The 20,411-nt window shown below is 61.0% G+C and carries 20 protein-coding genes, 1 tRNA gene and 1 pseudogene; 17 read left to right on the forward strand and 5 right to left on the reverse strand.

Translation table 11 applies throughout. The annotated features are described in order from the left end of the window. Positions 1-39: 39 nt before the first annotated feature. Positions 40-747 (reverse strand): transcriptional regulator BetI, encoded by a 708-nt coding sequence (gene betI, locus AC07UC_RS06915; RefSeq protein WP_494904807.1) that lies wholly within the window; start codon positions 745-747, stop codon positions 40-42. Between the two features lie 31 nt (positions 748-778). On the opposite strand from betI, the gene choX reads away from it, so the two are divergent. Both choX and AC07UC_RS06925 read left to right on the forward strand, forming a co-directional pair. After that, on the forward strand, positions 779-1,708 hold the full coding sequence (gene choX, locus AC07UC_RS06920) for a choline ABC transporter substrate-binding protein (RefSeq protein ID WP_202325506.1): 930 nt from the start codon (positions 779-781) through the stop codon (positions 1,706-1,708). 12 nt (positions 1,709-1,720) lie between these two features. Beyond that, positions 1,721-2,740 carry an alcohol dehydrogenase catalytic domain-containing protein gene (locus tag AC07UC_RS06925; RefSeq protein ID WP_494904809.1) on the forward strand — a complete coding sequence of 340 codons (1,020 nt, stop codon included), beginning with the start codon at positions 1,721-1,723 and terminating at the stop codon, positions 2,738-2,740. Between the two features lie 302 nt (positions 2,741-3,042). Here AC07UC_RS06925 and AC07UC_RS06930 read toward each other — a convergent pair whose 3' ends face one another. Next, positions 3,043-4,086, reverse strand: coding sequence for a hypothetical protein (locus AC07UC_RS06930; protein ID WP_494904810.1), 1,044 nt, complete (start codon positions 4,084-4,086; stop codon positions 3,043-3,045). A 479-nt stretch (positions 4,087-4,565) separates the two neighbouring features. Here AC07UC_RS06930 and AC07UC_RS06935 point away from each other — a divergent pair, with 479 nt between their 5' ends. From AC07UC_RS06935 to AC07UC_RS06945, 3 genes are read left to right on the forward strand one after another with little or no spacing between them, the layout of a single operon-like run. Continuing rightward, the gene (locus tag AC07UC_RS06935; RefSeq protein ID WP_494904811.1) at positions 4,566-5,075 is read left to right on the forward strand and encodes a DarT ssDNA thymidine ADP-ribosyltransferase family protein; all 510 of its coding nucleotides are present in this window, start codon (positions 4,566-4,568) and stop codon (positions 5,073-5,075) included. Between the two features lies 1 nt (position 5,076). Then, complete coding sequence (locus tag AC07UC_RS06940) at positions 5,077-5,790, forward strand: DarT1-associated NADAR antitoxin family protein (protein WP_494904812.1); 714 nt, start codon at positions 5,077-5,079, stop codon at positions 5,788-5,790. 36 nt (positions 5,791-5,826) lie between these two features. Then, entirely contained in the window at positions 5,827-6,606 is a 780-nt protein-coding gene (locus tag AC07UC_RS06945; protein WP_494908906.1) for a competence protein CoiA, read from the forward strand. Between the two features lie 231 nt (positions 6,607-6,837). Here AC07UC_RS06945 and AC07UC_RS06950 read toward each other — a convergent pair. Further along, positions 6,838-7,173 (reverse strand): annotated as a pseudogene (locus AC07UC_RS06950) (DUF6538 domain-containing protein); the annotation flags it as partial. Further along, a tRNA-Ser gene (locus AC07UC_RS06955) sits at positions 7,129-7,218 on the reverse strand. The gene AC07UC_RS06955 and the pseudogene AC07UC_RS06950, both read right to left, overlap by 45 nt. Positions 7,219-7,640: 422 nt before the next feature. Here AC07UC_RS06955 and AC07UC_RS06960 point away from each other — a divergent pair. The 4 genes from AC07UC_RS06960 (at position 7,641) to AC07UC_RS06975 (ending at position 9,935) form a co-directional block, all read left to right on the forward strand. Continuing rightward, positions 7,641-8,312 carry a 50S ribosomal protein L21 gene (locus AC07UC_RS06960; RefSeq protein ID WP_494904814.1) on the forward strand — a complete coding sequence of 224 codons (672 nt, stop codon included), beginning with the start codon at positions 7,641-7,643 and terminating at the stop codon, positions 8,310-8,312. Between the two features lie 98 nt (positions 8,313-8,410). Then, positions 8,411-8,680: a 50S ribosomal protein L27 gene (gene rpmA, locus AC07UC_RS06965; protein ID WP_010912120.1), complete on the forward strand. Its 270-nt coding sequence runs from the start codon at positions 8,411-8,413 to the stop codon at positions 8,678-8,680. 119 nt (positions 8,681-8,799) lie between these two features. Continuing rightward, positions 8,800-9,387, forward strand: a complete 588-nt coding sequence (locus AC07UC_RS06970) for a GNAT family N-acetyltransferase (RefSeq protein WP_056575214.1) — start codon at positions 8,800-8,802, stop codon at positions 9,385-9,387. A gap of 20 nt (positions 9,388-9,407) precedes the next feature. Further along, positions 9,408-9,935, forward strand: coding sequence for a GNAT family N-acetyltransferase (locus AC07UC_RS06975; protein WP_140776723.1), 528 nt, complete (start codon positions 9,408-9,410; stop codon positions 9,933-9,935). 7 nt (positions 9,936-9,942) lie between these two features. Here AC07UC_RS06975 and AC07UC_RS06980 read toward each other — a convergent pair whose 3' ends face one another. Next, the gene (locus AC07UC_RS06980; protein WP_494904815.1) at positions 9,943-10,812 is read right to left on the reverse strand and encodes an endonuclease/exonuclease/phosphatase family protein; all 870 of its coding nucleotides are present in this window, start codon (positions 10,810-10,812) and stop codon (positions 9,943-9,945) included. Between the two features lie 132 nt (positions 10,813-10,944). Between AC07UC_RS06980 and obgE the strand changes: the two genes are divergently transcribed. The 8 genes from obgE (at position 10,945) to AC07UC_RS07020 (ending at position 20,397) form a co-directional block, all read left to right on the forward strand. Continuing rightward, positions 10,945-11,976: a GTPase ObgE gene (gene obgE, locus AC07UC_RS06985; protein WP_494904817.1), complete on the forward strand. Its 1,032-nt coding sequence runs from the start codon at positions 10,945-10,947 to the stop codon at positions 11,974-11,976. A gap of 4 nt (positions 11,977-11,980) precedes the next feature. After that, a complete protein-coding gene (gene proB, locus AC07UC_RS06990; protein WP_202325510.1) occupies positions 11,981-13,135 on the forward strand; it encodes a glutamate 5-kinase in 1,155 nt (384 codons plus the stop codon). A gap of 3 nt (positions 13,136-13,138) precedes the next feature. Next, a complete protein-coding gene (locus AC07UC_RS06995) occupies positions 13,139-14,425 on the forward strand; it encodes a glutamate-5-semialdehyde dehydrogenase (RefSeq protein ID WP_494904819.1) in 1,287 nt (428 codons plus the stop codon). 247 nt (positions 14,426-14,672) lie between these two features. After that, a complete protein-coding gene (locus tag AC07UC_RS07000; RefSeq protein ID WP_494908907.1) occupies positions 14,673-15,260 on the forward strand; it encodes a nicotinate-nucleotide adenylyltransferase in 588 nt (195 codons plus the stop codon). A gap of 280 nt (positions 15,261-15,540) precedes the next feature. Beyond that, entirely contained in the window at positions 15,541-16,905 is a 1,365-nt protein-coding gene (locus AC07UC_RS07005; RefSeq protein WP_494904820.1) for a metal-dependent hydrolase family protein, read from the forward strand. Between the two features lie 26 nt (positions 16,906-16,931). Continuing rightward, the gene (locus AC07UC_RS07010; RefSeq protein ID WP_494908908.1) at positions 16,932-17,723 is read left to right on the forward strand and encodes a hypothetical protein; all 792 of its coding nucleotides are present in this window, start codon (positions 16,932-16,934) and stop codon (positions 17,721-17,723) included. A gap of 87 nt (positions 17,724-17,810) precedes the next feature. Further along, complete coding sequence (locus tag AC07UC_RS07015) at positions 17,811-18,914, forward strand: calcium:cation antiporter (protein ID WP_140776600.1); 1,104 nt, start codon at positions 17,811-17,813, stop codon at positions 18,912-18,914. A gap of 184 nt (positions 18,915-19,098) precedes the next feature. After that, a complete protein-coding gene (locus AC07UC_RS07020; protein ID WP_494904822.1) occupies positions 19,099-20,397 on the forward strand; it encodes an MFS transporter in 1,299 nt (432 codons plus the stop codon). Positions 20,398-20,411 lie beyond the last annotated feature (14 nt).

Raw genomic sequence — 20,411 nt, forward strand, 5'->3', positions numbered from 1 at the left:
CGGATGAAAATGGCGGAGAGGGTGGGAGCTATGTGCCCTTCAACCCGTAGGGTGGCGCAACTGCTGCTCCTCCCCATTGCTCAGCAGGGACCGGATCGCTCTGAACACCAGCGTTATGGCTTCGTCGCGCCCGACATCGTCGGCGGCTGCCTTGCGCAGCCAAAGTCCATCGATCAGGGCAGCGATGACAAAACTCGCCTCGCGAAGGCGTGTCGCATCGAACATCCCTGCAAACACCGAAGCCAGGTTTGAGCGCAATCGGCGGTAAAACAGCCGCTGGAGCCGCGCATATTGCGGATTTACGCCCGTCTCGGCGCAGACTGACAGCCACGCATTGGCGATGGGGCGGGTGAACGCCGAGGCGGGAAAGTTTCCTTCAACGATCGCTTCCAACCGTGCCCAACCGGTCCGCGCAGCCCCCAGGCGCGCTATGACGTCTTCCATCAGCAGGCGATTGTTGTAGCGCACCATGCCGAACAGAACCTCGTCCTTGCCCTTGAAATAATAGGCAAGGATGCCCGGCGACATGCCGGCTTCGCGGCATATGCGGGCGGAGGTCATGCCTTGCAACCCATGCTCGAGGAATACGCGGCGGGCGGCGGCAATCAGCTCGACGCGCCGTATGTCCTCGATTTTCGTTCGCTTGCCCTGAGTCGCCATTGCTCTTTCTAGCAAAGAAGATTTTTGTACGCTTATACAAGATTCTATATTGACATATAATGCAGAGGCCATAGCGTTGGCGGGCAATTCGTCTCACGAAGAAAAATGGGGAGCCACAATGCGCACGACACTCGTTCTGGCCTTGCTTTCAGCACTCGTCGCCTCGCCGGTCATGGCCGCCGACGCGTCACAATGTCGGAAGGTCCGCATGGCGGATCTGGGCTGGACCGACATCGCCCTGACCAACACCACCGCCGAGGTCATCCTCGACGCCTTGGGATATGACGCCTCTCAAACCTTGCTCGGCCTGGGAGTCGCCTATTCAGCGCTGAAGGAGAACGACATGGATGTCTTCCTGGGCAATTGGAGGCCGGTGCAGGACGAGGAATACAAGTCCTACTTCGACGAGGGGTCGGTCGAAGTGCTGGGCGTGAACCTGGAGGGTGCCAAATACACGCTGGCCGTACCGCAATATGTCGCGGACCAGGGGATCAAAAGCTTCGACGATCTTGCTTCCCATGCCGACAAGTTCGGCCGCAAGATCTACGGAATCGAGGCAGGCTCGAACAAGCCGCTGCTCGACATGGTGGCCGCCAACCGGCACGGGCTGGGCGATTGGCAGATTATCGAATCCAGCGAGGCAGCAATGCTGACGCAGGTCTCGAATTCCGTGGCGGACAAGGGCTGGGTCGTCTTCCTTGGCTGGGAACCACATCCGATGAATCTCGACTACAAGATAAGCTATTTGTCGGGCGGGGACGTCGAGTTTGGACCGAATTTCGGCGGCGCCACGGTGCGCACCATCGCTCGCAAGGGATTCTCGGCGGAATGCCCCAACGCGGCCAGGCTGTTCGCCAATCTGGCATTCGATCTTGACTACGAGAACCATGGCATGCGGATGATCCTGGGGGAGAGCAAATCCGCCGACGAAGCCGCACGCGAGATGATCAAGCGCAATCCGGACAAGCTCACCAAATGGCTGGACGGCGTTTCGACCCTTGACGGCCAGCCAGCCTCGGCGGCCGTGAAAAGCGCTCTCGGCCTTTAGATGACGCAAAGCATGCTTGCAGCCGTGCTGGAACACGCCGGCCAGCCGTTGCGCATCATCAGCGTGCCGCGGCCGGAACCGGGTCCCGGAGAAATACTGGTCCGTCTGGAGGCCAGCGGCATATGCCATACCGATGTACATGTGTGGCAAGGGCATCTGCGGCCGGCTTCGGGGCAAGCGGCGGCGATTCTTGGCCATGAGGGCATAGGCAGGGTGGTGCGGACGGGCGCCGGCGTCACGGGCTGGCGGGTTGGCGAGCGGGCGGGCGTCGCCTGGCTGCATGACACCTGCGGCTGCTGCGATGAATGCCACGCCGGCATGGAATCCTTCTGCCAGCACCAGCGCGCCCATGGCTTCGATGTCGCGGGCACTTTTGCCGAATATGTCGTGGCCGATGCGCGTTTCGCCGCGCGCGTGCCGGACCGAGGCGATGCAGCCATGCTGGCGCCGTTGATGTGCGCGGGCCTGACCGCTTTCGGGGCGCTGAAGCGGGCAGGGATCGTTGCCGGCGAGGTCTGTGCTGTATTCGGCTGCGGCGGCCTGGGCCTGTATGCGATCCAGATCGCCCGGCGGCTAGGTGCTGTGGTCATCGCCGTTGACACGGATGAGGCCAAGCTCCGCCTCGCGGCTTCACTTGGCGCCGAACACACGCTTCTTGCCTCGCCTCGTCTGGCCGGTGATTGGCCGGCGAAGCTGCGTGCCCATGTCTGCATCAATTTTGCGCCGACACCGGCGAGCTGGGATGCGATGACCGCGGCCATCCGTCCGCGCGGCAGGATCATCGCCGCGGCCATGGTCTCGCAACCGGTACCCCTCAGCCAGGAATGGCTCACCGCCACCGGTGTCTGGATAACCGGCACCAGCGTGGGCACGCGCGCGCAGATGCGTGAACTGATGCAATTGCACGAGGCGCTGCCGTTCGAGGCTCAGGTCGAGCGCGTCACGCTCGCGGACGTGACCAGCGCGCTGGGCCGGTTGAAAACGGGAACCGCCGAAGGACGGCAGGCGATTGTCTTTGGTGCCGGTGCCTGACGATGCCGTCGGCCGAGCCGTATCGGCAGGATAAGCATTGCCCGGATACGCCACCGACGGGGGTTGGGCAGACTGTGCCGCCGGGCCGGATCGGCCGGCGTGAATGGATTGGCGGAGAGGGAGGAAATCACCGTGCGGATGAATCGTTTTAAGTGTATGAATTAATTATATAATTTTAAATGTGGCAAAAAAGTTTGTACCAAAAAATGTACTAACCTTAACTGGCACTCTGCCCCTCACTTCACAGAGCCGGAGCTGTCTTCGAGTCGTTGGAGGCTTGAGAGGCGTGCTACTGTGATCGCTTATGAATCCGCCGCCACGCCGGGCCGCTCAAGCGAGAGCCCACGGATGGAATTCAAATGTTTATCTTCCAAACAAACAAAATGAATGCCGATGTCCCGTGTCTTTGGTGAGAAAACGAGAGCAGTCATTTGCCCCTCTCGTTTGCCCGCAGATATCAACGAGCCCGCAAAAGCTTCCCCATTTGAAATTTGCTCCATAACATAGTAGAGTGAGTTGTTGGCTCGCTGCCACCGCAGATGTCCATTAATCGTCATCAAATTAATTTGACAGAGGCCTTTCCCAGTTTCTAAATGTACATCATCACCGCGCACATCAAGGCTATGCGTGTGTGGCCATGCTGGCCCAGCAGGTACATCTCCGCTGGGAGCGGTGAGCGGAACTGGAAATGTACGTGAAATATTAACTGCCGGCTCCAATCGAAAAAGTATTTCTGTAGAACGGAGAAGCAATTCGTTACGATAATTATCGAACGTTTTGTATTTCGGGTGTCTGTAGCCTGATTTGTCGAACAGCTTAGCATCAGCTGCCACAGTGAACGGTCCACCCGCCTCGGGTGCTACCATGTCGAACTTTTCATCAATCCAACAGAGCAGAATTTGGCTCATTGGAAAACGCTCTTCCACAGTGCCTTCCATCTCAAGAGCTGGGAATTGTTCCTGCAGTGGTCGTGTCCATGGGCGAAGTTGATAAAGAATGATTCCGTGTTGCAAGGCCTTGGATCGGGCACTTGAAGTGAAGCCCGATGCTGAGACAATCGCCTTATGGGTCACCGACGGCATATCCAGAAGCTTAAGGCACAACTGCTCAACATCAGCGACATCAAGCGCTTCCTTCTCATGCTTTACTTCATATCCCTTGAAGGCATGCGTAATATTCCCAGATTCTGATATTGTAACCGTGACATCGACGTCTCGCTGTTTTCCAGCTGCCGGATCGAGAACCATGTCACCTATTGTTACATTGACAGCATCAGGATGCCATTTCAGGCAGCACAAGCCGACAAGGTATTGAACGAGCATTGGTGAAAGAGGGGCTTTTATCATTCACAACTTCTCCAAAAGCCAGCAGATCGGCTGTCTGATTGACTCTTTATACCGACCACAATGGCTGATTTTGTCACGCATGCTCAATACTGAAGCTACCGCTTTGGGGTCAATCTCGGTGCAGGAGCTATGGCTTTACTAGCTTCGGCTGGAGGAATGCCGCCCAACAATCAACGGGCGACGACCTGCATATTCACCAGTCGATCTGCTTGAACTTATCCCTGTCGCCACCCTTCTCAATCCTGCAAGAGGTGTCCAGGCTCCTCCTGTAGCCGGTCCACCGTAGCAGACCGATGAATCTTCCTCTGCGTCGAACTGAACATCCAGGCGCTTGTCAACCATTCGACCGCACGGCGGCTAGTCCTGGAGGCTGTCACCCGCCCAAGGAAAATTCGGCTTTTTACTTGCAGACTCTGCACAGCTAGACTTCGCTGCACCGTCTGGCTATCCAGATCGTTGAAATTGAGCAGGGGGGAAACATGACCATCGATAAACTAGAGAAGGTGCCACTACTCTATCATTTCACAGATCGGCGTAACCTTCCGCTCATCCAGGAAATGGGAGGTCTCTATCCTCTATCACAGCTTGACCAAAAGAAGGTCAAAGTGCCTGCACCAGGCGGCAACGAGTGGAGCCGGGACGCAGACGCTATCAAGGGAATGGGCAATTACGTTCACCTCTGCTTTCGCAGTACCCATCCCATGGAATTCGTTGCGCGTCAGGAAGAGAGAATCACAGATACCATCTTCCTCCAAATCCACCCCTCGGTAATGCAGTTCGACGGTGTTCGATTTACCAATGACGTGGCGAACAAGGCTGGTGTCGAATCCGTCGCCATCGGGGAAGCCGAAGCTCTCATCGACTTCGAAATTCTGTATACTCGGACAGATTGGAAGGATCCGGCGATCCGGGCGCGTCTGTCACAGGCGGAAAAGTATGAGGTACTTGTCCCGCATGTGATCCCGCTTGCCTACATAAGGAACATCTAACATGGCAGAAAGACCGATCTTCATCCCAACAACCGAGGAAGATGGCTACGTCAGGCGGGTCGATTTCGAAATTCCATGGGCGGGCGGCTTTGCGGAGGTCCAGAAGAAGAAAAACATACGGTCGCTGCACGACGCCGCCAAAAAGGCTGGATACGAACCTCTCTTAGAGGTTTCGAGTAAATCAGACGAAGTGGCCGGGCGTCATCTGAGCGCCTTTCATCTTCGTGTAATGACCAATGTGGGGGATATGCCGCTGGAGAACGCCTTTCAAGGGAGCAAAGTTTTCGAGCATGGTGGTCCGTATGTCGACCTTTATGATGTCGAGCCAAGGGAGGCGAAACGCGACCCCCGTCTTCGCGGCTCCGGCTCGCTTACGGGCTTCCGGTTCGACGGATTTGACTTTCCACTGAAGCCGACGACCGTGTTCTATGACTGGCTCTATCTCACTGCGATCTTTCCGCACCGTATTTGGCTGAAAAACCGAGTGGACGGTGAGATGCGGTATGAAGGTTTTACTGACATCGAGTTTAACCCCAGCAAATCAGTAAACTGTCAGGCGAAGTCATGCGCCTTGTTCGTTTCTCTGATGCGCGAAGGCAGGCTGGAGCAATACTTGGAATCGCCCTCGACGTTCATTACCGCAATGTCTGCTCACCCCTCGCGTACATCGGAACATCAACCTCATGTGAGACAGGCCCATTTTCGGGTCGGCTAAGGACCGTTTCGGATGCTGGTAGCTAGCCTAAACGGCATGAGGACTGATGCCTCAGTGGCGAAGCGAGGTCCTGAGTATCGGTGCCCGAAGTGTGAAAACGTTGTGATCCTGAAACAGGGCCGAATTGTCATCGATCACTATGCGCACAAACCGCCGACAGATTGTACATGGGCAGCGGGCGAGACGCGGGCGCACCTCGAGGCGAAGGCTTTGGTGCAGGCCGCACTTGTCGGTCGCGGCCTGAAGGCAGAAGTCGAGTTCGTCGTCAAGACACTGCCCGGTGATCGTCGTGCCGATGTTATGGCATGGTCGCCAAAGGAGATGCAAATTGCGTTCGAGCTACAACACACACCCATCGACTTGAACCAAATCGAGGCCCGAGCCTCATCGTATGCACGTGCAGGTATTGCCCAAATTTGGATACCGTTCCTTAGAGACTCGGTGTGGAAGGGCAGCGAACCCAGACACGGTGGCTGGTTTTTAAAACGCTACTCTCCGCGACCGTTTGAGCGATGGGTTCACGGTCTCAACGGCAAGCGGGGCATGTGGATGTACGATCCGGCCAAGCAAGAGTTCTGGCTTGGCCGTATGGAAGGCCATCAAATCTATGTCGAAGAATCGTCGTGGTACTCCGAAGGCGGCGAGGAGAACTATGGCGGTGGGTTTCAACGCTGGTCAAAGCGATACAAGGAATTGGCATTGCAGGGGCCACACAAGGCCGACAAGCTCCTCATCAAAGTGGAAGCACGCCGGGCTTTCACCGCTAAAGGTTATAGCTGGCCTGCCGGGAGGATAGCGCATCTCACGCCGGTCTGACGGACCTTCTTTCGGCAAAGCGTTATCGGCCATGTCGCAGAGTGGGAGCTGCCAGAGAACAGCCATATCCCGCAGCGCCGTCGAGGCGTACGGCCATGTCCCGGTCGTCCGGCTGAGCAATATGGGCATCCACCGACTTGTAGGCGATCTTGTGGGACTCGCCCATGCCTTGAGCTGGTCTAGACTCGGTTTCTGCTGATCGTTAAGGGCGATGCCCTTTTTAAGCTGATCGAAGATGGCTTCGTATTTGCCGTTCGTCTCGCCATACCGGGCGATCGCATCTGTGTGCTTCCTGGTCCTGAGAGACTCCTTGAACTCTCGCTTCCCGTTGGCCAGAATTCGATAGCCGGGAGGGATGGGCCGGCGATACACATAATTGCCGTCGCCACGGATATAGAGATAGCGAGCCGTGAAGCCCTGAATCGCAGCCTTTCGCATGATCTCTTTGTACCAAAAAATGTACCAAAAGAGAACTGCCGGTCCCGAAAAATCGTTGTGAATCACACTGTTATGGGAAATCGATGGCGGAGAGGGAGGGATTCGAACCCCCGATGGGCTTGCACCCATGCCGCATTTCGAGTGCGGTGCATTCGACCACTCTGCCACCTCTCCGCGGTCATGGTCGGCCGTTGCCGGCGCGGCGCACTAGATAACGGCTGAACGGGCAGGTTACAAGGCCAAATCCACCGATATTTGGCTTGCCGGACAAGCATGGGATTTACCGGCGGCATTCGCCGCGCATTGGCCCGGCAGGGCATGGCGATCTTGACGGTCATCGCGGCCACCACCGATTTCTCCAGCGCGCCACAGGGCTTGCCGCAAAGGATCGCTGGCCGGCCGGGTCGGCCGGACAATAGCAGTCCTGGCAACGGGTGTTGCCTTGACTCCCGCTCAACCTTCGGTTAGGGACAGCGCGCAATCGGCGTGGAGGGTTCTTCCGCGCCGCTTGTTTTTTGAACCCGCAGACTGACAAAAAGACGGCCGAACCGCCAGACGCGGTTCATCAAGGCCGACCGAACAGCGAAAGGCAAAAAATGTTCGCAGTCATTAAAACGGGCGGCAAGCAGTATCGCGTCGCCGCCAACGATCTCCTGAAGATCGAAAAAGTCGAAGCCAATGTCGGCGATATCGTCGAGATCGGCCACGTGCTCGCGCATGGCGAGGGCGAAAATGTCACGTTCGGCGCGCCGTTCGTCGACGGCGCCCTGGTTACCGCCGAAGTCGTCGAGCAGGGCAAGAACCGCACGGTCATCGCCTTCAAGAAGCGCCGCCGCCAGAATTCGCGCCGCAAGATCGGCCATCGCCAGCTTTTGACCACCGTGCGGATCTCCGAGATCCTGCTGGGTGGCGCCAAGCCGACCAAGAAGGCGGCCGTGAAGGCGGAAGCCAAGGCCGAAGTGGCCGCCGAGGCCGCGCCGAAGGAAGCCAAGGCGAAGAAGGAATCCGCCCCCAAGGCAGAAGTGACGGTCGAGACCGTCGCCGCGCCGCTGTTCAAGGCGCCGAAGGGCGAGCCGGACGACCTGACCGTGATCAAGGGCATCGGCCCGGTCGCCGCCAAGGATCTCAACGAGCAGGGCATCATCACCTTCGCGCAGCTGGCCAAGCTGACCGACAAGGATGTCGCCAAGATCGACGAGCACATGCCGTTCAGCGCCGACCAGATCAAGGACTGGCGCGAGCAGGCCAAGGAACTGGCCAAGAAGTAATTTTTCCGGCGAAACATCAGCCGGATCGGACTTGAAACGGAACGCGAACGCGTTCATAAGGCCTTTTAGGCGCCTTGCGGCGCAACGGAGTTAGTTAGATGGCACACAAGAAAGCTGGCGGCTCGTCGCGCAACGGTCGCGACTCGCATTCCAAGCGTCTGGGCGTGAAGAAGTTCGGCGGCGAAGCCGTCATCCCGGGCAACATCATCATTCGTCAACGCGGCACCACCTGGCATCCCGGCGTCAATGTCGGCATGGGCACGGATCATACCCTTTTTGCGCTCGAATCCGGCGCCGTGACGTTCAACAAAAAAGCCAACGGCCGAACCTACGTATCGGTCAACCCGATTACCAAAGCCGCGGAGTAGCCGGTTCCGCACTAGAACACCGGCGCCCATCTCGGGAACCGGTGTCTGGCAAAACCAGGAAAAGGATCAGGGGAGATGGGTTTCCATCTCCCTTTTTCTTGTGCCTGGAGGACGTTCAAATGGTTGCCGAAGCGGAAGACAGTGAAGACGAAAGTTACGCGATAGACTGCCCGGTGCTGGTCACCGAACGGCTGGTGATGCGGGCGCCGCGCGAAGAGGACATCGCGCAACTGGTCGAGCTTGCCGACAACCGTCATGTCGCCGAGATGCTGGCGCGCATGCCGCATCCCTATGGCGAGGACGAGGCGCGCGCCTTCCTCGCCATGACCAGGTCGCGCCGGGCCGGCATCGCCTATGCCCTGACGCTGGCCGGCACCGACACTTTCGTCGGCTGCGCGGGCTTGAACACCACCGATCGCGGGTTGGAACTCGGCTACTGGATCGGCGAACCCTACTGGAAGCGGGGCTATGCGACCGAAGCCGCCCACGCGCTGGTCGACCTCGCCTTCCAGAAGACCTCGATCCAGGTGCTGCATGCCTCGACGCGGGTCATCAATCCGGCCTCGCGACGGGTGATCCACAAGTGCGGTTTCCAGTATGCCGGCCAGGGCATGCTGAACTCGATCGTCGCGGGCCAGGTGCCGGTCGAGCGCTACAGGCTGGACCGCAAGACGTGGACGAGCCTGCGCAACTGGGTGCACTTTTGAGGGATGGCGCGGTCGAGCCAATGGTCGATGACAGCAACGGTATCGAAACGATCGCGCCGATAACGCCGGGTGACATCGAAAGCTTTCATCGTGCGCTTGATCTCGTTGCGCGCGAGCGGAAGTACCTGTCCTTCCTCGAGGCGCCACCGCTGGATCAAACCCGCCGATTCGCATTGGACCGTATCGCGAAAGGCGATCCGGGGTTCGTGGCCGTCATTCGTGGCGAGGTCGTCGGTTGGTGCGACATCACCCGCCATGACCGGCTCATCCATGCCCATCGTGGCAGCCTCGGAATGGGAATTGTTGCCTCCCATCGCGGGCGTGGGCTCGGATTGCGGCTTATCAATGCCACCTTGGCGCAGGCACGCAAGACGGGCTTTGTCCGCGTCGAGCTGTCCGTACACGCCGACAATGCCCGCGCCATCGCTCTTTATGACAAGGTCGGGTTTGTCAGGGAGGGTGTGCAGCGCGACGCTATCTGTATCGACGGGCAATATGGCGATACGATCATGATGGCGATCGTCGAACGCGAAAACGCAGCCGGATGAAGACTCGTCAGTCCAGTTCGACCCACACGGGCAGGTGGTCCGAACCCGTTGCTTTCCGGTCGACCCACAGACGCTTCAGCGACCGGGCAAGCGAGGCGCTGGTGAAGACATAGTCGATGCGCTTGTGGCGGCTGGCATTGGCAGGGTCCTTGGGGTCGACCCGGCTGACGAGATCCTCGCCGGCGACATCAAGGCGCACGGCGGCATCGACGGCGAAGTCGGCGGTCAGCGGCATGCCGAATTCATGATCCGGCCGGCCGGCGAGTTCGACATATTCGGGCGAGGCGGCCAGCATGTTGAAATCGCCCATGGCCACAAAGGCCTCGGGATGCGGCAGTTCCGGCAGGCCGATCTCGGCGACGCCGGACAGCGCGCCGCCTTCGAGCGCGTAGTTCAACAGGCGCCGGCGCAGGAACTGGATCTGGCTTGCGCGTTCCACGGGGCTGCGATGATCGAGATGGATGGAATAGAAACGGATGAAACCAAGCGACGTCTCGATCAGCGCCTCCAGCGCGCCGCGCTGGAAGTTCATCATCTCGAAGCTGCGGCTGCGCGGCAAAAGCAGGTTGCGCGACAGATGAATGGGCGTCTTGGACAGCACCATATTGCCGAGCTGGAAGGTCGTGGTGATGGCGCGGCCGTTTTCGATGCGCGAACCGATATTGGCCTCGAAATTGCTGCCATAGACGGCGAAATAGTCGGGCAGCGCCTCGCCGATCTCGGCGACCATGTCGCGGCTGCCGTTCCTGGGATTGTTGCGAGTGACCTCCTGCAGCGCGATCACGTCGGCGCCGCGTACCGCGTCGGCAATACGCGCGACATCGTAGTGCCCATCAAGACCGATGCCGTACTGGATGTTGTAGGTTACAAGCTTCATACCGACATCTCTCCGGCCGACCCCACGCGGCCATTGTCACAAAACGGCCTCGCCCTTCGCCGCGCCTTGGTTTAGAGCAAGGCCCAAGGTTTAGAGCAATGCCGCAAGGCCAATAAAAGAAACTGCAATCCCATGAAATTTCTCGATCAAGCCAAGGTCTATGTCCGCTCCGGTGACGGGGGCGCCGGTTCCGTGTCGTTCCGGCGCGAGAAGTTCATCGAGTTCGGCGGGCCGGACGGCGGCGATGGCGGCCGTGGCGGCGATGTCTGGCTGGAAGCGGTCGACGGGCTGAACACGCTGATCGACTACCGCTACCAGCAGCATTTCAAGGCCAAGACCGGCGTCCACGGCATGGGCCGCAACATGACCGGCGCCAAGGGCGCCGACGTCACGCTGAAAGTGCCGGCCGGAACCCAGGTGTTCGGGGAAGACAATGAGACGCTGATCTGCGACCTGACCGTGGTCGGCCAGCGCTTCCTGCTTGCCAAGGGCGGCAATGGCGGCTTCGGCAACCAGCATTTCAAGACCTCGACCAACCAGGCGCCGCGCCGCGCCAATCCCGGCCTGCCGGGCGAGGAGCTCAACATCTGGCTGCGGCTGAAGCTGATCGCCGATGCCGGGCTGGTCGGGCTGCCCAATGCCGGCAAGTCGACATTTCTCGCGGCCGTCACCGCGGCCAAGCCGAAGATCGCCGATTATCCCTTCACGACGCTGCATCCCGGTCTGGGCGTCGCGCGCATCGACGCGCGCGAATTCGTCATCGCCGATATTCCCGGCCTCATCGAAGGCGCGCATGAGGGCGTCGGCATCGGCGACCGTTTCCTCGGCCATGTCGAGCGCACGCGCGTGCTCTTACATCTGGTCTCGGCCCAGGAGGAAAATCCGGGCAAGGCCTACAAGACCGTGCGCGCCGAATTGGAAGCCTATGGCCAGGGGCTGACCGACAAGGTCGAGATCCTGGCGCTCAGCCAGGTCGACACGCTCGATGCGGACGGGCGCAAGAAGAAGGTCGCCTCGCTGAAGCGCGCCGCCGGCCGCGCGCCGATGCTTCTGTCCGCCGTCACCGGCGAAGGTGTCGAGGCGGTGCTGCGGGCGCTGATGACGGTGATTGCCGAGGCGCGCGCGGAGGCCGCGCCCGTGGTCGAGACGCGCTGGGAAAAGTAGTGCCATGCAGTCGCTGAAAAAATACCGGCGCATCACCGTCAAGATCGGCTCGGCGTTGCTGGTCGACCGCGCAAGCGGCCTGAAGCGCGACTGGCTGGCTTCGCTCGCCGACGACATCGCCGTGCTCGCCGAGGGCGGCGCCGAAATCCTGGTCGTGTCGTCCGGTGCCATCGCGCTTGGCCGCACCATCCTTGGCCTTGGCAAGCGCGCGCTGAAGCTCGAGGAGAGCCAGGCGGCTGCCGCCGTCGGCCAGATCGCGCTCGCCGGCGCCTGGTCGGATGCGCTCGGCAAGGGCAGCCTGAGGTCGGGCCAGATTCTCTTGACCCTTGGCGACACCGAGGAACGCCGGCGTTATCTCAATGCGCGGGCGACGATCTCGACGCTGCTCAAGATGAAGGCGGTGCCGGTCATCAACGAGAACGATACGGTCGCCACGTCCGAAATCCGCTATGGCGACAATGACCGGCTGGCCGCGCGGGTGGCGACAATGATGGGCGCGGACCTGCTGGTGCTGCTCTCGGATATAGACGGCCTCTACACCGCACCGCCGGCGCGCGATCCCCAGGCCAAATTCATTCCGGTGGTCGACCGCATCACGCCTGACATCGAGGCGATGGCGGGAGCGGCCGCGTCCGAGCTGTCGCGCGGCGGCATGCGCACCAAGCTCGATGCCGGCAAGATCGCCACCGCCGCCGGCACCGCCATGATCATCACTTCGGGCACGCGGCTGTCGCCGCTGATGGCGATCGAGCGCGGCGAGCGGGCGACCTTCTTCCGACCGAGCGCCAATCCGGTCAAGGGCTACAAGACCTGGATCGCCGGCCAGCTCGAGCCGGCCGGCCGGCTCACGGTCGATGCCGGCGCCGTCGGCGCGCTCACATCGGGCAAATCGCTGCTGCCCGCCGGCGTCAAGCTGGTCAGCGGCAATTTCTCGCGCGGCGACACGGTGGCGATCCTGTCGCCCGAGGGCCGCGAGATCGCGCGCGGCCTGGTTGCCTATGATGCCGCCGATGCCGTAAGGATCGCTGGCCTGAAGACGGCCGAGATCGAAACCGTGCTCGGTTACGAAGCGCGTTCGGCGATGATCCACCGCGACGACCTCGTGGTTAGTCATTCTGATGAACAAGTACGGGCCGGTGGCGACATAAGCGGAGGATGAGCCATGCTGAAGCTGCATGAAAAATCCGGGGATGATACCGTGGCGCTGATGGCCGATATCGGCCGCCGAGCCCGCGCTGCCGCCCGACCGCTGGCCATCGCGACCACCGCCGCCAAGAATGCCGCGCTGCTTGCCATGGCGGACGCGATCGTTGCGCGTGAACAGGACATTCTCGACGCCAACGCCATCGACATTTCGAATGGCGAGGAATCGGGGCTCTCCGCATCCTTCATGGATCGGCTGAAGCTCAATCCGGCGCGCATCCGCGCCATGGCGGATGGTATCCGCGAGATCGCCGCGTTGCGCGATCCGGTCGGCGACGTCATCGCCGAGTGGGACCGGCCGAACGGCCTGCATATCGAGCGCGTGCGCACGCCGCTCGGCGTCGTCGGCGTCATCTATGAAAGCCGGCCGAACGTTACGGCCGATGCCGGCGCGCTCTGCCTCAAGGCCGGCAATCCGGTGATCCTGCGCGGCGGCTCGGATTCGCTCAATTCGTCCGCCGCCATCCATGCCTGCCTGGTCGAAGGCCTGAAGGCCGCCGGCCTGCCTCAAGACGCCATCCAGCTGGTGCCGACAACCGACCGCGCCGCTGTCGGGGAGATGCTCAAGGGGCTTGGCGGTACGCTCGACGTCATCATCCCGCGCGGCGGCAAAAGCCTTGTCGGGCGCGTGCAGAGCGAGGCGCGCGTGCCGGTCTTTGCCCATCTCGAAGGCATCTGCCATCTCTACATCGACCGCTCCGCCGATCTCGACATGGCGGTGAAGATCGCCGTCAACGCCAAGATGCGGCGCACCGGCGTCTGTGGCGCGGCCGAGACGCTGCTGGTCGACCGCGCGGTGGTATCAACCCATCTGGTGCCGATCCTCGACGCGCTCCGCGCCGCCGGCTGCGAAATCCATGCCGATGCCGAGGTGTTGAAGGTGTTTTTCGACGCCAAGCCGGCGACCGATGCCGATTGGGTGACGGAATATCTCGACGCCATCATCGCGGTGAAGCTGGTCGACGGCATCGGTGGTGCCATCGAGCATATCGAGACCTTTTCCTCGCATCACACCGAGGCGATCATCGCCGAGGATGCGCGAGCCGTCGAACGGTTCTTCAACGAGATCGACTCGGCAATCCTGCTGCACAATGCCTCGACGCAGTTCGCCGATGGCGGCGAGTTCGGCATGGGCGCCGAGATCGGCATCGCCACCGGCAAGATGCATGCGCGCGGGCCGGTCGGCGTCGAGCAACTGACCTCCTTCAAATACCGCGTGCGCGGGTCGGGACAGGTGAGGCCTTGAAGCGCGTTGCTAGAGCCTGAGGCGTTGCGCGCGCGGACCCCCCACTGCCCTACCGGGCATCTCCCCCTCAAGGGGGGAGATCGGCTGTTATTTCCGGTTTCGCCAGTCACGGAAGTTGCAAGAACTGCTCCTGCGATAAAGCTGCCAATCTCCCCCCTTGAGGGGGAGATGTCCGGCAGGACAGAGGGGGGCGCCTAGCACCATGCTTTCGCAACCCGAACACACCGCCCCCTCCGCCTACCTGAAAATGCCGCATGCCGAAAAAGGCCTGGCCGTCGGCCTGTTCGGCGGCTCGTTCAACCCGCCGCATGCCGGACACGCGCTGGTCGCCGAGATTGCGCTCAGGCGCCTGGCGCTCGACCAGTTATGGTGGATGGTCACGCCGGGCAATCCGTTGAAGAGCACGCGCGAGCTGGCGCCGCTGGCCGAGCGCCTGCAGCTGTCGGAGCGGATCGCCAAGAACCCGAAAATCAAGGTAACCGCCTTCGAGGCGGCGCATCATGTGCGCTATACCGCCGACACGCTGGCCTTGGTCAAGGCGCGCAATCCCGGCGTCGACTTCGTCTGGATCATGGGCGCGGACAGTTTGCGCGACTTCCACCGCTGGCAGCGCTGGCGCGAAATCGTACTGACTTTCCCGATCGCGGTCATCGACCGGCCGGGCGCGACGCTGTCGTTCCTGTCGTCGGTCGTCGCCAAGACCTTCGACTACGCCCGCATCGATGAAGGCGACGCGCCGCTACTCGCCCGCATGAAGGCGCCGGCCTGGACCTTCATCCACGGCCCGCGCTCGTCGCTGTCGTCGAGTGCGATCCGGAAGATGGCAAAGCGGTAATTGGTCCAGCATCACCGACAGCGCTCAACAGTAAGTGAGCGATCCGGCAGTGTTCGCTGCTATCGCAAGCTTATATTGACGGGCTACCGTGCCTCTGTCATCAAAGACGAGTTCGTCGGCGATACAGTTGATCGCGTGCGAGCGTTGCCTACATCAATTTTTACCTCTTTTCGGCGGGGAGGTTGTCGTGAGAATTAGTTTCGGCAACAGGTATGGGGGCTTGGCGCACGGGTTGGACTGCCCTTGTCATAGTCCGCTCGCACTCAACCTCTTCGATCGAGTGAGCAAGGACATTTCACGCCGCTCTGTTCTTTCCGGCATCGCCGGGATGTTCGGTGCTTCGGCGCTCGGCCTTGCATCTCCATCCTTCGCGCAGGCCGCGGGTAAGCCGATCCTGCTCAGCAATGCCAGGATTTTCGACGGCCAGGCAAGCAAGCTCATCGAAGGCAAGTCTGTCCTTATCGACGGGAAGACGATCAAGGCACTGCCTGGCGCCAGCGAAACGGTTGCCGATGCCGAGGTGATCGACTGCGCGGGCGGCACGCTGATGCCGGGCATGATAGATGCCCACTGGCATGCCTTGCTTGCCGGTATCTCGCAGGTCGCGGCCATGACGGCCGACGTCCCGTATGTTCATCTCGTCGCCGCGCAAGAGGCCGAGCGGACAGTGTTGCGCGGCTTCACGACGGTTCGTGATGTCGGTGGTCCGTCATTCGCATTGAAGCGCGCCATCGATGAAGGTCGATTGGTGGGTCCCCGCATCTATCCTTCCGGCGCCATGATCTCGCAAACTTCGGGGCATGGCGACTTCCGCATGCGCACGGATTTGCCGCGCACGCCGCAAAGCAATGCAAGCCTGGCGGAACAGGCTGGCATCGCCGAGATCGCCGATGGCGAGGCGGAAGTGCTGCGCCGTGTACGCGAGCAGCTCATGCTGGGGGCGAGCCAGATCAAGATCATGGGCGGAGGAGGCGTCGCCTCGCCCTACGACCCGATCGATGCTGTGCAATACACCGAAGCCGAGATGAAGGCTGCCGTATCCGCGGCGGCAGACTGGGGCACCTATGTGTGCATCCACGCCTATACGCCCGCGGCCGTGCAGCGTGCGATCGCCAGCGGTGTGAAGTCGATCGAGCATGGCCAACTCGCCGACGAGGAGACCGCCAAACGCATAGCCGGTGCGGACGCATGGTGGAGCATCCAGCCCTTCCTTGCCGACGAGGATGCCAACACCTACGCCTTGCCGGAACAGCGTGCGCAGCAGCAGACAATCGCCGAAGGTACGGCGCGGGCCGTCGAGCTCGGGCGCAAATACAAAATCAAGATGGCCCTGGGCACTGATATCCTGTTCAACCCGAAAGGCACCTCGACACAGGGAAAGCAACTCGCCAAGTTCAGCCGGTGGTATGAAAATGTCGATGTGTTGCGGCTGCTGACCAGCGGCAATGCCGAGCTTGCCGGCCTTTCCGGCCCACGCAATCCGTATCCTGGAAAACTCGGACACATCGAACCGGGCGCCTATGCCGACGTGCTCATCGTCGACGGCAATCCGCTCGAGGACATTTCCCTCATCGCAAATCCGGATCGGACGTTGAAGCTCATCATGAAGGATGGGCACATCCACAAGAACACGCTGGGGGGATGATCTTGAGAGCAATCCTTGGGATAGGCATGCTTGCCGTCTCCGCCTTCGTTTCCATGGAAGCAAGGGCGGCCGACGTGCTTGCGGGAAGCGCCGACACGACCGCGGATGGCGAAAAGAACTGGGCCCTGCAGGTCACGCCCTATCTCTGGGCGGCGGGCATCAGCGGCGACATATCGCCTTTCCGCAGGGCCCCGACCATTGGTGTCGACAAATCATTCTCGGACGTCATGAATGATTTGAACATTGGCGGCTTCATCAATGTATGGGGGCGCTACGACCGTTTCGTCTTCTCGGCCGACGCCATGTATGTCGACACGACAGACGAGAAAGCAACTGGTCCGCTTCCGCCCCTGCCCCCGCCATTGCCGCAAATCCCCAGCATCAGCGGCAGCGTGGACACCAAGGAATTCACATCGACGCTGCAGGCCGGCTATCGGGTCTATGACAGTCCAGCCTTCACCCTGGATGCGCTGGGCGGTGTCCGCTTCTGGCATATCTCCAACCGGGTGACCGTGCAGGCGGCAGGGCTGTCGGGCAGCTACAAGGAAAGCTTTGGATGGGCTGATCCGGTCGTTGGCGCGCGCGCCTTTCTCAGGATGACGGACAAACTTTCGGCGCAGGTTCAGGCGGATGTCGGCGGCTTCGACGTCGGGTCCAAAACCACCTGGCAGGTGCTGGCAACCGCCAACTACATCATAAACGACCATCTTTCCGTCTCGGGCGGCTACAAGGTGCTCAGTGTCGACTACGAGTCCGGCGGTCACGTCTTCGATTCCCGATTGTCCGGACCGGTGCTGGGGGCGACTTGGCGATTCTGATGATCTGTGCCCAACCGATGACGATGTCGGGTCCCCGATGAGTGCGATCCAGTCCGATGGATTGTCCGAAGGCCGTGCCTGTCGATCATGAGCACCAACAATGCCGACAAGATTCCGCTCTGGTCGATAGCGGCCCCAGCAATCGCGGCGGCGCTGGCTGGGCTGATTTTTGCGCACATCCTGCCTGAATCCGTGCCGGTACTAGCCCTTGCGGCGATTGCACTGGGGACATGCGTCTTTGCAGCCGTGCATCACGCGGAGATGCTGGCGCTGAAGGTTGGTGAGCCGATGGGCTCCATCATCCTCGCGGTCGCGGTGACCGTCCTCGAAGTCGGGCTCATTGTGTCCATAATGCTTTCCGGCGCGAACGGCAGCGAGATGGTCGCTCGAGACACGGTGTTTTCCGCGATCATGATCGTACTCAACGGCGTGATCGGCCTATCTCTGGTGCTCGGGGCGCGCAGACATCACGAGCAGGCATTCCAGGTCAATGCGACCTCGGCGGCGCTCGGCGTGCTCGGTACACTCACAACGATTGTTTTCATCCTTCCGGCTTTCGTAAAGGCCGGCGCGAGCCTGCAGTTCTCGACCGTACAGGTCATGGGTGTGGGGATCGTATGCCTGGCGCTCTACGCCATCTTCGTTTTTGTACAAACCATCAAGCACCGAGACTATTTCATGGAGGTGGCGTCAGCCGAATCCGACGGCAACGACCATCCGCACCGCGTTCCATCCTCCAGGGAAACCGTGGCCAGCATCGTGCTGCTGCCGCTGTCGCTTCTTTTGGTCATTCTGCTCGCAAAGGTGCTTTCGCATCCGCTGGACGACGCGGTCGAAGCCGCCGGTTTGCCCCATGCAGTTGTTGGTGTCGTCATCGCGGCCGTCGTGCTCCTCCCGGAAGGAATTGCATCCGTCCGCGCCGCGCTTCTCAACCGCCTCCAGAACAGCGTCAACCTGGTCCTCGGTTCCGCCCTGGCGAGCATAGGTATGACGATCCCGGTGGTCGCCGCCCTGGCGGTATTGACCGCACGACCACTGACGCTAGGGCTTGAGCCGTCTTCCATGGTTCTGCTGATACTCACTTTGTTCGTGAGCACTCTCACGCTCGGCACGGGCCGAACGACCACGCTGCACGGTGCGATCCACCTTGGAATATTCGTCATGTTCCTTTTGATCGCAGCCGTGCCGTAAGGTACGCCTCGATACCCAATCGACATGTTGCGCAGGAGGTTGGCCGGCAAAGCGTCGGTTCAAGCACCGTGAAGGCTGCTCGCAACCAACGCTTGATGTGTTTTCTCTCTACCGCGGCCGCCGCCGCTGTCATGTCGCTTTTATTGCTCCCTTGGCAGGGTTTCCCAGGCAATCCTGAGCGGACATGCCGATTCTCGATGAAAACCGCACCGAAACCGACCGCGAGCATAGCAGTGCGCCCACGCCGCTGATCGCGATTGCAAGCGTAATCATGTCGATGGCGCTGATCGCCATCGGCAACGGCCTGATGTTCGCTTACATCCCGGTTCGGCTCGGCGTCGAGGGTTTCGATCCGATCTGGGCCGGGCTGATCGTCACCGGCCTGTCGGCCGGCGGCCTCGCCGGATGCATCCTCACCGGACCACTGGTGCGCAGGGTCGGCCATGCCCGCGCCTTCATGGTGCTTTCAGCGCTGATCGCGCTTTCCAATGTCGCGATCGGCGCCGGGCCGCATCCCCTGCTGTGGATCGGCGCGCGCGCCCTCTACGGCTTTGCCATATGCGGTCTGTTCATCGTCGCGCAGAGCTGGCTCAATTACGCGCTGCCCAATGCCATACGTGGGCGCGTCATGGCGGTGTTCTACGTCTCCTATGTTGCCGGGTTGGGTGTAGGCTATGCGACACTTGCAATTGTCGACATCCACACCGCCGCGGCCTCTCTGATCGGCATCACGTTTACGGCCTTGTCGATCCTGCCCGTCGGCATGACCCGCCTTGCCCAGCCGCCAGCGCCGCAGGCGGCTTCGGTCGCGTTGCGGCAAGCATGGCGCATTTCGCCGGTTGGGGTCGCCGGTATGCTGGCGGTCGGCGGCTTGTCGATGATCATCTCGGGCTTTGCGCCCATACACGCCACCGCCAAGGGCTACACGCAAGGTGATGTCGCGCTGCTTCTGTCGGCGATGCCCGTTGGAACGCTGATCCTGCAGATCCCCCTTGGCTGGATTTCGGACCGCACGGATCGGCGCTTCGTGCTGGCTGGCACTGCCATGCTGGCGATCGTGGCCAGCGTGCTCGCGATCGTGTTCGACGGCGGTGCGCTGATGGTCCTGGTGGTGATCTACCTGGTCTGGGACGGTGCGGCGGAATCGATCTACTCCCTCTCAAGCGCGCATGCCGCCGACCGCGCCAGGAAGGATGAGCTTCTTGCCCTGTCGAGTTCGATGCTGTTTGCCTGGTCGCTGGCCGGCTTCGTCGTCCCGGGCATCGTCACGGCACTTTCGGTGGTTTTCGGCACCGCGACGTTCATCTATGTCGGAATCATCATCGCCGCGCTGTTTTGCTTGTTCGTGCTGTGGCGGGTGATAGCGGCGCGGCCGGTCCCTGCGGCCGCCACGGGCAGTTTCACGCCGATGTCGGCACAAGCGCCCTTGCCCGTCGAACTCGCCTTCGCCACCGACGAGCCGCAAGACCGGGCCAGGGACTGAGGTCCTTTCGCACA

The organism is Mesorhizobium sp. GW821-FHT04C10 (assembly GCF_059420305.1).

Excerpts from the sequence above, each read along its gene's own strand:
- choX (WP_202325506.1), top strand. The coding sequence starts at position 779 with ATGCGCACGACACTCGTTCTGGCCTTGCTTTCAGCACTCGTCGCCTCG.
- AC07UC_RS06925 (WP_494904809.1), top strand. The coding sequence starts at position 1,721 with ATGCTTGCAGCCGTGCTGGAACACGCCGGCCAGCCGTTGCGCATCATC.
- AC07UC_RS06930 (WP_494904810.1), bottom strand. The coding sequence starts at position 4,086 with ATGATAAAAGCCCCTCTTTCACCAATGCTCGTTCAATACCTTGTCGGC.
- AC07UC_RS06935 (WP_494904811.1), top strand. The coding sequence starts at position 4,566 with ATGACCATCGATAAACTAGAGAAGGTGCCACTACTCTATCATTTCACA.
- AC07UC_RS06940 (WP_494904812.1), top strand. The coding sequence starts at position 5,077 with ATGGCAGAAAGACCGATCTTCATCCCAACAACCGAGGAAGATGGCTAC.
- AC07UC_RS06945 (WP_494908906.1), top strand. The coding sequence starts at position 5,827 with ATGAGGACTGATGCCTCAGTGGCGAAGCGAGGTCCTGAGTATCGGTGC.
- AC07UC_RS06960 (WP_494904814.1), top strand. The coding sequence starts at position 7,641 with ATGTTCGCAGTCATTAAAACGGGCGGCAAGCAGTATCGCGTCGCCGCC.
- rpmA (WP_010912120.1), top strand. The coding sequence starts at position 8,411 with ATGGCACACAAGAAAGCTGGCGGCTCGTCGCGCAACGGTCGCGACTCG.
- AC07UC_RS06970 (WP_056575214.1), top strand. The coding sequence starts at position 8,800 with ATGGTTGCCGAAGCGGAAGACAGTGAAGACGAAAGTTACGCGATAGAC.
- AC07UC_RS06975 (WP_140776723.1), top strand. The coding sequence starts at position 9,408 with ATGGTCGATGACAGCAACGGTATCGAAACGATCGCGCCGATAACGCCG.
- AC07UC_RS06980 (WP_494904815.1), bottom strand. The coding sequence starts at position 10,812 with ATGAAGCTTGTAACCTACAACATCCAGTACGGCATCGGTCTTGATGGG.
- obgE (WP_494904817.1), top strand. The coding sequence starts at position 10,945 with ATGAAATTTCTCGATCAAGCCAAGGTCTATGTCCGCTCCGGTGACGGG.
- proB (WP_202325510.1), top strand. The coding sequence starts at position 11,981 with ATGCAGTCGCTGAAAAAATACCGGCGCATCACCGTCAAGATCGGCTCG.
- AC07UC_RS06995 (WP_494904819.1), top strand. The coding sequence starts at position 13,139 with ATGCTGAAGCTGCATGAAAAATCCGGGGATGATACCGTGGCGCTGATG.
- AC07UC_RS07000 (WP_494908907.1), top strand. The coding sequence starts at position 14,673 with ATGCCGCATGCCGAAAAAGGCCTGGCCGTCGGCCTGTTCGGCGGCTCG.
- AC07UC_RS07010 (WP_494908908.1), top strand. The coding sequence starts at position 16,932 with ATGCTTGCCGTCTCCGCCTTCGTTTCCATGGAAGCAAGGGCGGCCGAC.
- AC07UC_RS07015 (WP_140776600.1), top strand. The coding sequence starts at position 17,811 with ATGAGCACCAACAATGCCGACAAGATTCCGCTCTGGTCGATAGCGGCC.
- AC07UC_RS07020 (WP_494904822.1), top strand. The coding sequence starts at position 19,099 with ATGCCGATTCTCGATGAAAACCGCACCGAAACCGACCGCGAGCATAGC.